The sequence below is a fragment of the uncultured Agrococcus sp. genome (assembly GCF_945915485.1).
GTDB lineage: Bacteria > Actinomycetota > Actinomycetes > Actinomycetales > Microbacteriaceae > Agrococcus.
In genome coordinates this window covers 1-13416 of the sequence record NZ_CAMEFJ010000071.1, presented here as the reverse complement: position 1 = coordinate 13416, position 13416 = coordinate 1, and the positions used below count along the sequence as shown (strand labels likewise).

General features: G+C 65.7%; 11 protein-coding genes and 1 pseudogene. 9 read left to right on the top strand and 3 right to left on the bottom strand.

Annotation, left to right across the window (positions count from 1 at the left end):
* On the bottom strand, positions 1 to 1004 hold a 1004-nt coding region (locus tag Q0O95_RS10715), incomplete at its 3' end, for an FAD-dependent oxidoreductase (protein ID WP_293698302.1).
* A gap of 164 nt (positions 1005 to 1168) precedes the next feature.
* Here Q0O95_RS10715 and Q0O95_RS10710 point away from each other — a divergent pair.
* Genes Q0O95_RS10710 through Q0O95_RS10690 form a run of 5 tightly spaced genes read left to right on the top strand, consistent with a single transcriptional unit; the run spans position 1169 to position 6010 of the window.
* Positions 1169 to 2098 carry a sucrase ferredoxin gene (locus Q0O95_RS10710; RefSeq protein ID WP_293698299.1) on the top strand — a complete coding sequence of 310 codons (930 nt, stop codon included), beginning with the start codon at positions 1169 to 1171 and terminating at the stop codon, positions 2096 to 2098.
* A gap of 44 nt (positions 2099 to 2142) precedes the next feature.
* On the top strand, positions 2143 to 3093 hold the full coding sequence (locus tag Q0O95_RS10705; protein ID WP_293698297.1) for an iron-siderophore ABC transporter substrate-binding protein: 951 nt from the start codon (positions 2143 to 2145) through the stop codon (positions 3091 to 3093).
* A 9-nt stretch (positions 3094 to 3102) separates the two neighbouring features.
* The gene (locus Q0O95_RS10700; RefSeq protein WP_293698294.1) at positions 3103 to 4104 is read left to right on the top strand and encodes an iron chelate uptake ABC transporter family permease subunit; all 1002 of its coding nucleotides are present in this window, start codon (positions 3103 to 3105) and stop codon (positions 4102 to 4104) included.
* The gene (locus tag Q0O95_RS10695; protein ID WP_293698291.1) at positions 4101 to 5183 is read left to right on the top strand and encodes an iron chelate uptake ABC transporter family permease subunit; all 1083 of its coding nucleotides are present in this window, start codon (positions 4101 to 4103) and stop codon (positions 5181 to 5183) included. The genes Q0O95_RS10700 and Q0O95_RS10695 overlap by 4 nt, the downstream gene beginning before the upstream one ends.
* Positions 5180 to 6010 carry an ABC transporter ATP-binding protein gene (locus Q0O95_RS10690; protein ID WP_293698289.1) on the top strand — a complete coding sequence of 277 codons (831 nt, stop codon included), beginning with the start codon at positions 5180 to 5182 and terminating at the stop codon, positions 6008 to 6010. Before Q0O95_RS10695 ends, Q0O95_RS10690 begins: the two co-directional genes overlap by 4 nt.
* A 479-nt stretch (positions 6011 to 6489) precedes the next feature.
* Here the strand turns inward: Q0O95_RS10690 and Q0O95_RS10685 are convergent, their stop codons facing one another.
* Together Q0O95_RS10685 and Q0O95_RS10680 are read right to left on the bottom strand one after the other, a co-directional pair.
* Positions 6490 to 7308: a ScpA family protein gene (locus tag Q0O95_RS10685; RefSeq protein ID WP_293698306.1), complete on the bottom strand. Its 819-nt coding sequence runs from the start codon at positions 7306 to 7308 to the stop codon at positions 6490 to 6492.
* A 28-nt stretch (positions 7309 to 7336) separates the two neighbouring features.
* Positions 7337 to 8185, bottom strand: coding sequence for a ParA family protein (locus tag Q0O95_RS10680; RefSeq protein WP_293698305.1), 849 nt, complete (start codon positions 8183 to 8185; stop codon positions 7337 to 7339).
* A gap of 390 nt (positions 8186 to 8575) precedes the next feature.
* Between Q0O95_RS10680 and Q0O95_RS10675 the strand changes: the two genes are divergently transcribed.
* From Q0O95_RS10675 to Q0O95_RS10660, 4 genes and pseudogenes are all read left to right on the top strand, one after another.
* On the top strand, positions 8576 to 9730 hold the full coding sequence (locus Q0O95_RS10675; RefSeq protein WP_293698286.1) for an aminotransferase class I/II-fold pyridoxal phosphate-dependent enzyme: 1155 nt from the start codon (positions 8576 to 8578) through the stop codon (positions 9728 to 9730).
* Complete coding sequence (locus Q0O95_RS10670) at positions 9727 to 11001, top strand: aminotransferase class I/II-fold pyridoxal phosphate-dependent enzyme (protein ID WP_293698283.1); 1275 nt, start codon at positions 9727 to 9729, stop codon at positions 10999 to 11001. Before Q0O95_RS10675 ends, Q0O95_RS10670 begins: the two co-directional genes overlap by 4 nt.
* The gene (locus tag Q0O95_RS10665; protein ID WP_293698280.1) at positions 10998 to 11909 is read left to right on the top strand and encodes a methylenetetrahydrofolate reductase; all 912 of its coding nucleotides are present in this window, start codon (positions 10998 to 11000) and stop codon (positions 11907 to 11909) included. Before Q0O95_RS10670 ends, Q0O95_RS10665 begins: the two co-directional genes overlap by 4 nt.
* A pseudogene (locus Q0O95_RS10660) lies at positions 11906 to 13416 on the top strand (5-methyltetrahydropteroyltriglutamate--homocysteine S-methyltransferase); the annotation flags it as partial. The gene Q0O95_RS10665 and the pseudogene Q0O95_RS10660, both read left to right, overlap by 4 nt.

Here is a 13416-nt window from a genome sequence, read left to right as displayed (position 1 = left end):
TCCATGACCGTCGAGTAGACGCGCGGCAGACGCGTCATGATCTGCTCGCGCGGCAGGTGCGAAACATCGAGCCAGACGCCGCCGTTCTGCGTCCCCCGCCCTTCGGCGATCTCGGTGTAGGAGGCGAGCGCGACGCGATCTCTCGTCGACAGCTCCATACGCGCAGGGTCGTACTTCTCCATGAAGCGCTCGCCGAGCGCGTTGCGGAGAATGCCACCCTCACCTCGCGCGGCTTCCGAGATGAGCGTGCCGGCCTCCGCCTCGGGCTCGACGATGCCGGAGGGGTGGAACTGCACGAGCTCGGCATCCCTGATGCGCGCCCCGGCAAGCACCGCCAGCCGGAAGGAGTCGCCCGTATTCTCATTGCGACGCGAGGATGTCCTGCGCCAGATACGGTTGTGGCCGCCGGCGGCGAGCACGACGGCATCGCAGTAGATGACGGTACGCTGGCCCGTCGCCGGGTCGAACGCGTACGCGCCGAACACGACGCCCGCATCGTTCACGAGAATGCGAGTGATGTACAGCGAGTCTTCGATCTCGACGTGCAGTTGCTCAGCACGACGAACGAGCGTTCGCTGCAACTCGAGCCCCGTGTAGTCACCCGCGAACGCGGTGCGCCGGTGCGTGTGAGCGCCGAAGAACCGCTGCGAGATGCGGCCGTCCTCCTCGCGAGCGAAGCCCATGCCATAGCGCTCGAGATCCGCGATGCCTTCGGCCGCCTCGCTCGTGACGATCTCGACCGTGCGCGGGTCGGCGAGCCCGTAGCTCTCCTTGAGCGTGTCAGCGGCGTGCTGCTGCCACGTGTCCTCCGGATCCACGGTCGCGAGCGCCGCGTTGATGCCACCTGCCGCGAGCGCCGTGTGCGCGTCGTGGCGGGAGCGTTTACCGACGACGAGCACGTCATGACCTCGCTCACGGAGCTGGATCGCCGTGCGTAATCCCGAACCCCCGCTGCCGATCACGAGAACGGATACCGACCGACGCTGCTCCGTGGTGTGTGTCATGTGTGCTCTGCGCTCCTTCAAAGTTAGGCAAGCCTTACTTCCAGAGCTATCACAGCCGCCGCACGCCTCGCCAGAGCGCATCGGACATCCATCGCGGGGCCACAGAAGCGGTCGGTGAGCCGACCCGCATGCACGGCCCCCAGGAGTTAGGCTAGCCTGACGCAGTGACTGAATCGTGCCCGGTGCCCGAGCTGAAAACCGGGCCCTCCAAGCGCGAGGGCGCCTGCTCGATCCTGTCCCAGCGCGCAGCGGAACCGCTCACGGGAACGGCTTTCACCGATTCACGGTGGCTGCTCGTCGAGCATCCAGGGCCGTGGCCGTCGCAGGCCGTTGACACTGCCCTTCCTGCCGAAACGCTCGCCGAGGTTCGCGATCGAGCACCCGGCGTGCGGCTCGCCCTCATCCGCCGGCCGCAGGCTCGCAGCGTGGATGCCCCCGTCGCGTTCCTGGCCGGTGGCAGGCCGGACGCATGGTTGCGCCGTGTACAACTGCAGCGGTACGGCGACCTCGTCGACCTGGATCTGGAGGCGATCGCCGATGGCCGTGAGCCTGCTGACGGCGAACGCATCACGGAACCCACGTTCTTCGTCTGCACGCACGGCAGGCGCGAAGTGTGCTGCGCGGAGTTCGGCCGCCCCGTGATGCGAGCGATTGCGACGGGAGGTTTCGCGCCGTGGGAGATCACGCATATAGGCGGCGATCGATTCGCGGCGTCCATGGTCGTGTTTCCGCTCGGGCACTATTTCGGGCATTTGAACCCCGTGTCGGGGCTTTCGGCAGCCCGCAAGTATGCGACCGACAGACTGCAGCTGGGCAACGTGCGAGGGCGTTCCGGATACCCGAACAGTGTCCAGACGGCAGAGCTGTTTCTGCGCGAGCGGTTGTCGGCCCTTGGCCTGCACGACGCCACGGTACTCTCCTGGCACGAACGGGACGAGCAAGCGGGTGTCGACATCCGCGTGCTGGATGATCACTACCGTGTGGAGCTGACGCGGCAGCGGCATCCGGAACAGCTCGTCAATGGCTGCAGCGACGACGCCGTGCGCATCCCGCGCTGGTACTGGGTCGCGAAGGAGTGGAACAAGTTAGGCTAGGCTAACCTTGTCTTTGCTCTGCTTACAGTACTTCCGGAGGAACCATGCTTCGCAGACTCGCTGCCGGCTCGGCAGCTCTGCTCCTGCTCGCGCTGACCGCTTGCGGCACCAGCGACGGCGTCGCCGATGAGCACGAGAACGGCGGAGAAACACGCGTCATCGAGCACGTCGCAGGAGAGACCGAAGTTCCTGTCGACCCCGAACGCGTCACGACGCTGTGGGCTCCGAGCCTCTCGGCGCTGCTGTCGATGGACGAAGCTCCCTACGCGTACGCGTTCAACGCCGAACCGATCGAAGGCCTCGACTACCCCGAAGGATTCGACATGGACTCCCTGGAGCACGTGGGGCACTCGGTCGAGCTGGAGTTCGAACGCATCGCCGCTGTTGCTCCCGACCTGATCATCGGCACCTCCGTCCACGAGGAACACTACGAAACCCTCAGCAGAATCGCCCCCACGGTGATTCTCGAGTGGGACGGCACGGGCTCGTGGAAGGGCCACCTGCACGACCTCGCCGAAGTCATAGGAGCCGAAGAGTCCGCAGAGCAGGTGGAGACCGACTACCAGAACCGCGTCGACGAGGTCATCGAGGCGATCGGCAACCCGGAGGACATCGAGGTCTCCGTCATCCGATTCCACGCAGAAGAACTGCGCTTGGAGGTCCTGAACTCCTACCCCGGCATGATCCTGAGCGATATCGGTCTCGCGCGCCCGGACATCCAGAACGTCGAAGAACCCGGTTCCGGTTTCCTGCCGGTCAGTATGGAGAACCTGCCGGATGCCGACGGTGACGTCATCTTCGCCTACACGATCGCCGATGCCGACCCGGACAACGACAACCTGCTCGACGAGGCGCAGAGCAACCCGCTCTGGAACAACCTCGACGCCGTGCAGAACGACGCCGTATTCTCCGTCGACTACAACACGTGGCTGTCGGCCAACTACATCGGTGCGCACCGGATCCTCGACGATCTCGAAGAGTACCTCGGGCAGTAAGAGGAGCGTGTGGGACCCTCGCTGCGGAGGCTGCTGGGCGGCATCGCCCTGCTCGTCGCGCTAGCGGGAGTCACGCTGGTCAGTCTCTCGATCGGCTCCGGCAACGCGACGGGGGTGCACGTCTGGGGTGCACTCACCGCGTTCGACGGAAGCAACGAGCACATCATCGTCCGCGAGATGCGGCTGCCGAGAACGATCATCGGTCTCGCCGTGGGCGCCGCCCTCGGTGTCGCCGGCGGGCTCATGCAAGCTATAACCCGCAACCCGCTGGCCGAGCCGGGCATCCTGGGGGTCAACGCGGGCGCATCGTTCGCGATCGTCACCGCCGTGTACGTCTTCGGTGCCGTCTCCCCGCTGGGGTACGTGTGGTTCGCGTTCCTCGGCGCCACGTGCGCCGTCATCGTGGTCTACCTTCTGAGTACTGTCGCAGGGTCGAAATCGACGCCGGTCACGCTTGCCCTCGCGGGCGTTGTCGTGACGATGCTGCTGAGCTCCTGGATCACCCTGATCTTGGTCTTCAACGAACGAACGCTCGATGAAGTGCGTTTCTGGCTCGCCGGATCCATCGCCGATCGAGACCTCGGGGAACTGACGTACCTCGCCCCGTTCTTCACGGTTGCACTCGTCGCCGGTGTGCTCCTGGCCCGGCAACTCAATGCACTGAATCTGGGCGACGATGTGGCTCGTTCCCTCGGCGTGAACATTCTTCGCGTGCGGCTGCTGAGCGGTGCGGTTGTCGTGGTGCTCGCCGGCGCAGCAGTCGCGGCAGCGGGCCCGATCGGGTTCGTCGGGCTCGCCGTCCCGCACATCGCAAGGGCCATGGCCGGCGCCGACTACCGGTGGATCCAAGGCTACGCTGTTCTGCTCGGGCCGATCCTGCTCGTCGCCGCCGACACCATCGGAAGAGTGATCCTGGTTTCCGGTGAGCTGCAGGTCGGCATCATCACGGCGCTGCTGGGGGCGCCCGTGCTGATCATGCTGGCGCGTCGACGGAAGCTGGTGTCCGTATGATCCGCAGGGCCCGCATCCGCCTCCTCTCCAGGGTTACGAGTCGCCGTCGTATTCCGGTTCGACTCGAACGACTCGGGATCTCCACCCGTATCGCGCCCTGGACTGCGTCTCTAACGCTGCTGTTGACGCTCGCGTGCCTACTCGTGGGCGCCTGGTCGATGACGCTGGGTGTGTATCCGATCAGCGTCGGCGAGGTCTTCCGCGCTGCGGTCGGCTTCCCCGCAGCACCGCAGGACACCTTCATCGTCATCGATCTGCGCCTCCCGCGGGTCCTCGTCGCGCTGTTCGCGGGCGGCGCGCTCGCGGCCTCGGGTGCGATCTTCCAGGCGCTCGTGCGGAATCCGCTCGCCGCCCCCGACATCATCGGCGTCAACTCCGGCGCGGGCGCAGTCGTCGTCCTGCTGATCGTCACGGGAGCTCCCGCCGCCCTGATCGCGCCTGGAGCATTCGCGGGAGCGATCGCAGCGGCCATAACCGTGTACCTGCTGACGTGGCGGCACGGCATCTCCGGCGCTCGTCTCGTGCTGGTCGGCATCGGCGTGAACGCCATGCTCTCGGCTTTGATCACGCTCATGATCGTCAGATTCCCGGTCGACCGAGCGACGCTCGCCGTCTGGTGGCAGTCGGGAACCCTGCACGGCTCGGATGCCGGCGATGCCCGACTGCTCGTCGGCTCACTCGCGATCCTGCTGCCGGCGGGCATGTGGTTCGTGCGCTCCGCCAATGTGCTGAGCTTCGGTGACGATGCCGCCCGCGGGCTCGGGCTCCGAGTGGAGCGCGCCCGACTCGGGATGCTGGCCGTCGGAGCCGCCATGGCCGCTGTCGCGATTGCCGCGGCCGGACCGATCGGCTTCGTGGCGCTCATCAGCCCGCACATCGCCAGGATGATCGCCGGCAGCTTTACCGCCGGCGTCCTGCTGCTCTCGGGCGCGATCGGCGCAGCCATGGTGTTAATCGCGGATATCGTCGCCCAGCACGCTTTCGCCTTCCCCGTCCCGGTCGGCATCCTCACCGCCGCCGTCGGCGCCCCGTACTTCATCTACCTGCTCGCACGAGCCGGAAGGAGAGCCCGCTCATGACCGCTCCTCTCACACACGAGCCCCGCTTGGTCGCCGAGCACGTCGATCTCGCCTACACCAAGGGCCGACTCGTCGCCGAAGACCTCAGTATCGACGTGGCCCAGGGCAAGATCACGGCGCTGCTGGGACCGAACGCCTGCGGTAAATCCACGCTGCTGCGCGCACTCGCTCGGCTCCTCGCACCCGTCAGCGGTGCCGTGTATCTCGATGGCGCATCCATCGCATCCATGCCGACAAAACGCGTCGCGGCGTCCCTCGGCCTGCTACCGCAGTCCCCTTCCGCGCCGGAGGGAATAACGGTGGAGGATCTCGTGGGGAGGGGCAGGTTCCCCTACCAGAGGCTCTTCCAGCAGTGGAGCAGGGACGATGCAGCGGCCGTCGACGAAGCACTCGAGCTCACGGGCACCACCGAACTCCGCCATCGAGCCGTTGACGAACTGTCGGGTGGTCAGCGACAGCGCGCGTGGATCGCCATGGCGTTGGCGCAGCAAACCGACCTGCTGCTGCTCGACGAACCCACGACGTATCTCGACCTCGCGCACCGCATGGAGATACTCGATCTGCTCGCAGACCTCAACGAGCAGCGGGGGCGAACCATCGTCATGGTGTTGCATGAACTCAACGAGGCGTGCCGTTACGCGCATCGCGTGGTCACCATGAAAGACGGATCGATCGTCTCAGAAGGGGCACCGCACGACATCGTCACTGCCGAACTCGTCGAGCGGGTCTTCGGTTTGGAGTGCCGAGTCGTGCCCGACCCCGTCACCGGTACCCCGCTCGTGCTGCCCAGAGCGCGTCGAAAGTCACGCCCCGCCTCCCACGAGTAGTCTCCGCCGAGCAGCCTCCGCCGAGTAGCCTCCGCCGAGTAGCCGCTCGGCTCAGCGACGAATCATCCCTCGACCCAACGACAAGCCTTCACTTGATCCTGCGACAAGTCATCCCTCGATCCAACAGCCGCTTACCGCTCGGCCCAATTCCCGCTCACTCTGGGTCAAAATCTCGGTCGCGGCAAGTCAACTTCTCGGTCACGGCGAATCAACTTCTCGGTCGTTTCGAAGGGTTCATCTACGCGACGCACGAGGAGTCAACGAAAACTCGTTCACGGTGACCGAGAAGTTGGCGGGGAACGAACGAGAAGTTGAGGGGGAACGACCGAGAAGTTGAGGGGATGCGGGGGCGGAGACTGCGGCGCGGATGCGGGGGCGAAGCGTGCGGCGGGATGCGGGGGCGAAGCGTGCGGCGGGGGATGCGGGAGCGAGAACTGCGGCGGGGCGGAATGACAACAAAGGGGTGAAAGGGACGAGCGTTAGTTGTAGTCGGCGCCGAGCGTCGCGAGCGAATCGTCTTCGAAGTCCCGCCCCGACCATGTGATCGTCAGTTCTCCGAGCGGTTCAATCTGCTCGAACGTCACAGCCGAACGCCGATACAGTTCGAGCGCAGCGAGGAACCTGGCGACGATGACGCCTCGGCTCGCGACCCCGACGATGAGTTCGCGGAAGGTGAGAGTGCCGACCCCGCGAAGCTGTGCAACGATCTCCGCGGCCTGCTCGCGAATCGACACGAGCGGCGCGTGCAGGTGGTCGAGCCCGACCGTCGGAATCTCTTTCGGCGTGAACGCCATTAACGCGAGCGCAGCAAATTCGTCGGCGGACAGCGTCCAGACCAGCTCCGGTGTGCGCTCGACGTACTTGCGCTCGAGCTTCACCTGGCGTGCGTGGCGAGCCGTTTCGGCATCCATCCGCTCCGAGATCCACGACGCAGCCTGCTTGAACGCTCGGTACTGCAGCAGACGCGCGAACAGCAGATCGCGGGCCTCCAGCAGGGCGACGTCTTCGCGATCGACGACATCCCCTGCCGGCAGCAGGCTCGCGATCTTCAGATCGAGCAGCGTCGCCGCCACGACGATGAACTCACTCGCCTTGTCGAGGCCGCCGGCAGCATCCAGTTTCGAAACGTACTTGATGAACTCGCCCGTGACTTCGCTGAGCGCCAGCTCCGTCACGTCGAGCTTGCGGTTGCCGATCAGGGTGAGCAGCAGATCGAACGGCCCGTCGAAATTCTGCAGGTGCAGCTGAAATGCGCTGCCGTCGGCCTCGTCGTCGATGAGCTGACCGGCGGTTGCCAGCGCTGCGCCCTCTGCGAGTTCGGTCACCTCAGGCAACTGCTCCGCGCGCGACCAGCTCGCGAGCGAGGTGCCTGTAAGCCTCCGCGGCGGAGTGGTTCGGCGCGAACTGGGTGACGGGTGTTCCGGCGACGGAGGCGTCCGGGAACTTCACGGTGCGCCGGATGACCGACTCCAGCACAAGATCCCCGAAAGCATCGACAACACGCTCCAGCACCTCTCTGGCGTGCAGCGTCCGGCTGTCGAACATCGTGATCAAGATGCCGTCGAGGTCCAGCGAAGGGTTGAGACGCTCCTGCACCTTGTCGATCGTCTCCTTCAGCAGCGCGACGCCACGCAGCGCGAAGTACTCGCTCTCCAACGGAATCAGCACACCGTGCGCAGCCGTCAGGGCATTCACCGTCAGGAGTCCGAGCGAGGGCTGACAGTCGATGAGAATGAGGTCGTAGTCGTCGGCAACCTGCCGCAGAACACGGGAGAGAATCTGCTCGCGGGCGACTTCGCTCACGAGGTGCACTTCCGCAGCCGACAGGTCGATGTTCGCCGGGATGACGTCGAGACCCTCGACACTGGTCGGCTGGATCGCCTCGTGGGCATCCAGTTTCGGGTTCAGCAGCAGGTCGTAGACCGTCGTCACGTCGTAGTTCTGCACACCGAGACCCGCTGACAGCGCTCCCTGGGGATCGAAGTCGACGGCCAGCACCTTGCGACCGTATTCGGCGAGCGAAGCGGCGAGGTTGATCGAGGTGGTCGTCTTTCCGACTCCACCCTTCTGGTTGCACATGGCGATGATGCGGGCTGGCCCGTGCTGCTGCAACTGCGCCGGCACCGGAAACTCGCGCAACGGACGACCTGTCGGGCCGAGCTCGGGAGTCTCCATGCCGGGCAGCGCGTCGTTGCTTTTCGTACTCACGCTTCGAGTCTACGAGCGGGTACCGCGGTCGCCCGCGAGCGCGAGTCGGCGTGTACTTCAGGCATTGGTTGAGGGTTGGGATACAGTGGGCCGCTCCGAGCACCCCCTTGCGGAAGGCCCTACCCGGTCAGCCGGTGCACGAAAAACTGATCAAACGACCGAACGTAGCGAAACACTGACCAGAACCTCCGTTTTTCGTAGACCATCCGTTTTCGTGCCACCGCCCAGACTCCAAGTCCCAGAACCGAGAACCGAGAGTCGAGACGACACAGACCAGCGCACTCGATGATCGAGGAACGTTACGGACTGTGTCATCGGCGTTTGTCGTACCGGGGCACGGTTCGGGATGCTCGATGCATGGCCGAAGCACACTGTACACATCCGTTCGATCTTCGCGAGCGCTCCGACCTCGAGCGCCGCGAAAGCCGCAAGTGGAGTCTGTTTCCGGGAACGATCGGCGCCTGGGTCGCTGAAACCGACTTCGGGACCGCCCCCGCCGTCAAGGAGGCGTTGCACGATGCGATCGACCGGGAAGTGCTCGGGTATCTTGCACCGCCCATCGCACGCGAACTCTCGCAGACCGTCGCCGACTGGCTGCAGGATCAGTATGACTGGCGTGTAGAGCCCCAGCGCATCCACCACATCACCGACGTGCTCGCGGGGCTGAGAATCGCGACGCGATTCGTCACGCCCGGCAGCCCCGTCATCGTGCCGACGCCCGCCTACATGCCGGTGCTGACGCTGCTGCCCGCGATAGGGCATCCCGTCATCGAGGTACCGGGCACGATCGATGACGGCCGCTGGCAGCACGACACGGACGCGATCGACAGGGCGTTCTCCTCCGGCGCCGAGCTGCTCTTCCTCTGCAACCCGCAGAACCCTACGGGAACCGTACTGGCCCGCCACGAGCTGGAGAACATCGCGACGGTCGTCGACAAGCACGGCGGCAGGGTCTTCGCCGATGAGATCCACGCGCCACTGCGGTTCGATGGCCGGCCGCACATTCCGTATGCGGCGCTGAACGACGCGACGGCAAATCACACGATAACCGCCACGAGCACATCGAAGGCCTGGAACGTGCCGGGGCTGAAGGCTGCCCAGCTGATCCTGTCGAACGATGCAGATCAGGCGAAGTATCGACGTGAGGAGCTCGGTGCCCCGTTCGAGGCGTCTACGCTCGGTGTCATCGCTGCGAACGTCGCCTACCGTGACGGTCGCGAGTGGCTCGAAGAGAAGCTCACCTACCTCGCACAGAATCGCGCGTTCCTGCAGCGGTTACTGGCAGAACACGCACCGAGCATCCGCTGGCAGCCCAACGAAGCCACCTACCTGGCCTGGCTCGACCTCGGTGAGCCCACGCCGGATGCTGCCACCGCGTTCCGCGAGGCGGGCGTCGCGCTCACGCCCGGTCGCGCGTGCGGAGAGGGATACGAAAATTTCGTGCGACTGACGTATGCGACGCCGAAGCCGATACTGGCCGACGCGATCACCAGAATTGGACGTGCTCTGTGACGGGCTTCACAACACGGCAGGTGCATGCCGGTGCGATCATCGACGCTGAGACGAAGTCGCGCGTCACCCCGATCTACCAGACATCGGGATATGTATTCGATAGCTTCGACGACGGCAAAGCCCGATTCGCCGGCATGAGCAAGCAACGCGCCTACTCCCGCACCGACAATCCTACGAACACTGTCGCCGCACAACGGATCGCCAACCTCGAAGGGGGTGTCGACGGCATTCTGGTCGGCTCCGGCCAAGCGGCCATCGCCACCGTGATCTTCTCCCTCGCGAACGCGGGTGACCACGTTCTGACGACCAAGCTGCTCTACGAAGGCACGCGCGAGATGTTCCGGGGTTCGTTGCAGAGGCAGGGAGTCTCGTCGACGGCGATCGATGAGCACGCCCAAGAGGATGCGTGGCTCGCCGCAGTCCGGCCCGAAACGAAGGCGATCTACACCGAGTCGATTCCCAACCCCGTCGGCGGCGTCACCGACCTCGGCCTGCTATCCCGTGTCGCAAAACGCGCCGGCCTGCCGCTGATCGTAGACAACACGGTCGCAACTCCCTATCTTTGCCGTCCCTTCGAGCACGGCGCGGATATCATCATCCATTCGACATCGAAGTGGCTGGGCGGTCACGGGTCGGTCATCGGCGGCGCCATCATCGACGGCGGCACCTTCGACTGGGAGGCGCATGCCGATCGGTTCCCGCAGTTCACTGCCGCTGGGGCTCACGGTCGACCATCCGCGAAGGAGCGATACGGCGCAGCCGCCTACACCGGGTATCTTCGCTGGAGTATCGTCATCGAGTACGGCCCGACGCTGCCTCCGACGAGTGCGTTCCTGCTGCTGCACGGCATCGAGACGCTGAGCCTTCGGATGCAGCGGCACATCGAGAACACTCACCGTGTCGCGAAGGTGCTTGTGGCGCATCCCGCCGTGGCACGAGTGCATCACGCGGATCTTCCGGGCTCTCCCTACCGCGAACTGGCGAAGAAGTACACGCCGCTCGGCGCCGGTTCCGTCGTCACGATCGAACTCGCGGGCGGACGAGACGCCGCGCGCACCTTCTTGGACTCGCTCGAGCTCACGTCGCAGATGACCCACATCGGCGACGTGCGCACGCTCGCGATACACACCGGGTCGACGATTCACGGCAAATTGACGACCGAGGAGAAAGCGGAGGTCGACATCAACGACTCTCTCGTTCGGATCTCGGTCGGCATAGAAGATGCTGACGACATCATCGCGGATCTCGTACAAGCGCTGGACACGCTGTGAGCCTCAAGTACTCGTTCGAGCTCTTCCCGCCGCGCAACGAAGCTGCTGGAGAGCGTCTCAAGACCACGATCGAGACGTTCTCCTCCATCGCCCCCGAATTCGTCTCCGTGACCTTCGGTGCCGGCGGATCCCATAGCCGCGCCTCGCTGAGCGTGCTGCAGCAGCTCGTGGATGCTCGGCTGGACCCCATGGCGCACCTCACGTGCGTCGGGCTCGGCGTCGAAGAGGCCGGTCTGCTCGTGCGCAGCTTCCTCGACGCGGGCATTACGAAGTTCTTGGCGCTGCGAGGCGATCTGCCGGACGACCCGCGCGAGCAGCGCACGGAGCTGCAGTCGGCCGCCGAACTCGTGCAGCTGATCGAAGGCGTCGATACCGAGCGTGTGCCGTACGAGCACGTGCCGCTACCGGGCTTGCGTGCCGCGAGCATCAGAGAACGACGCCAGAACGTCGAGATCGCGGTGGCGGCGTTCCCGAACGGGCATCCCACCTCAGGAGCAAGACGCAACGATGTCGACGCGTTGCTCGCGAAGCAGAACTCGGGCGCAACGCTCGCGATCACGCAGCTGTTCTTCGACCCTTACGACTACCTCGAGTTCGTCGACATGGCCGCCGCACGCGGTGTCACGATTCCGATTCTGCCGGGCATCGTCATCCCGACCACCCTCCGCCGGCTGCAGCGTTCCGCCGAACTCGCGGGTGAGCGCATCCCGGCGTCCCTGGCGCAGCAGCTCGACGGCGCTTCGAGCGAGGACGGTCGTCGTATCGGCGTCGACGCCGCCGTCGCAATCATCGATGAGCTGCGCGATCACGACGTCCCCCACATCCACCTGTACACATTCAACGACCACCGACCCGCGTTCGACACCCTGACGGCTGTCGATGCGATCACCCCGATTGGAGCGCAATGAGCCAGCAGCCATTCCCGCACGGCACGATTCTCGGATACCCGCGTATCGGCCCCGACCGAGAGCTCAAGCGGGCCCTCGAAGCCCACTGGCGAGGTCGCATCGCAGACGACGAGTTCCAGCAGCGCACGCGTGCACTGCGCCTGGCCGATTTCGAACGGCAGGCCGAGCTGGGCCTTCCGCGCGAAGACGCGTCGATTCCTTCCGAGGCCGCCCACTACGACCACGTGCTGGATGCCGTGCTCACCTTCGGCATCACGCCGCCGCGCCTGCGCGGTGCTCGGGCAGAGGGCCTGCAGTGGGAGTGGCTGCTGGCCCGCGGCGACGCCGACAACGCGCCGCTCGAGATGACGAAGTGGTTCGACACCAACTACCACTACCTCGTGCCCGAGCTCGACGCCGATACGACGTTCTCCTTCGCCGATACCCGCATCGTCGATCGATTCGTGGAGGCGCGCGAGGCTGGATTCCTGACTCGCCCCGTCGTCGTCGGTCCCGCAACGCTGCTCGCACTTGCGAAGGCCGACGGCTCTGACCCTCTTGCACTCGCGGACAAGCTCGTGCCCGTCTACCGGGAGCTCGCGACTGCTCTCGCGGAGGCGGGAGCAACGTGGCTGCAGTTGGACGAGCCGGCGCTCGTCGCCGACCTCGATGTCGCGACACCAGAGGAGCTCGCCGCCGTCGCCGCCGCGGGTGCGCGTGCTGCGCGCGAGGCGGGTCTGCAGGTGCTAGTGGCAGTCGGGTACGGCGAATCGGCGGGTCGAGTCGAGAGTCTTGCGGCCGACGTCGATGCCCTTGCCGTCGACCTCGTACGCGGCTCACTGCCCGCCGTCGACGGTACGCCGGTCGTGGCCGGTGTCGTGCACGGCCGCAACGTGTGGCGCACGGATCTCGACGCAGCGCTCGAGACGCTGCGTGAAGCGCAGGAACGCGGGCCGGTCACCGTCGGCACGTCGACGCCGCTGCTGCACGTGCCGCACACGCTTGAGCGCGAAGCACTGCTCGACGCGGGCTTGACGTCGCTGCTGGCATTCGCCGACGAGAAGGTACGGGAAGTCGTGGCGCTCGCCAAGGCACTCGACACGGGCGACACCGACCCCCTGTTCGCCGAAGCCCGAGACGCGCTCGCAAGTCGCACCTCCCTGCAGGGGTACCGCAACGAGAGCGTGCGTGAACGCATCGCAAGCCTCGGCGCGGATGCCCGCGACCGTGCCCCGTACGCTGAGCGCGCGGCTGCGCAGGCCGAGGTCACTCCCCTGCCGTCGCTGCCGACCACGACGATCGGTTCCTTCCCGCAGACCGGTGATGTCCGCCGAGTTCGTGCCGCGCACAACAGGAGCGAGCTGACGAACGTCGAGTACCGGGATGCCCTGCGCGCCGAGGTCGAACGCGTCGTGCGTCTGCAGGAGGAGCTGGGGCTCGATGTGCTCGTGCACGGTGAGCCGGAGCGCAACGACATGGTGCAGTACTTCGCCGAGAACTTCGACGGCTTCGAGGTCACGCAGCACGG

Bases quoted from the DNA above. Each gene is read 5' to 3' on its own strand.
- Q0O95_RS10705 (WP_293698297.1), top strand. From the start codon at position 2,143: ATGCTTCGCAGACTCGCTGCCGGCTCGGCAGCTCTGCTCCTGCTCGCG.
- Q0O95_RS10690 (WP_293698289.1), top strand. From the start codon at position 5,180: ATGACCGCTCCTCTCACACACGAGCCCCGCTTGGTCGCCGAGCACGTC.
- Q0O95_RS10695 (WP_293698291.1), top strand. From the start codon at position 4,101: ATGATCCGCAGGGCCCGCATCCGCCTCCTCTCCAGGGTTACGAGTCGC.
- Q0O95_RS10680 (WP_293698305.1), bottom strand. From the start codon at position 8,185: ATGGAGACTCCCGAGCTCGGCCCGACAGGTCGTCCGTTGCGCGAGTTT.
- Q0O95_RS10675 (WP_293698286.1), top strand. From the start codon at position 8,576: ATGGCCGAAGCACACTGTACACATCCGTTCGATCTTCGCGAGCGCTCC.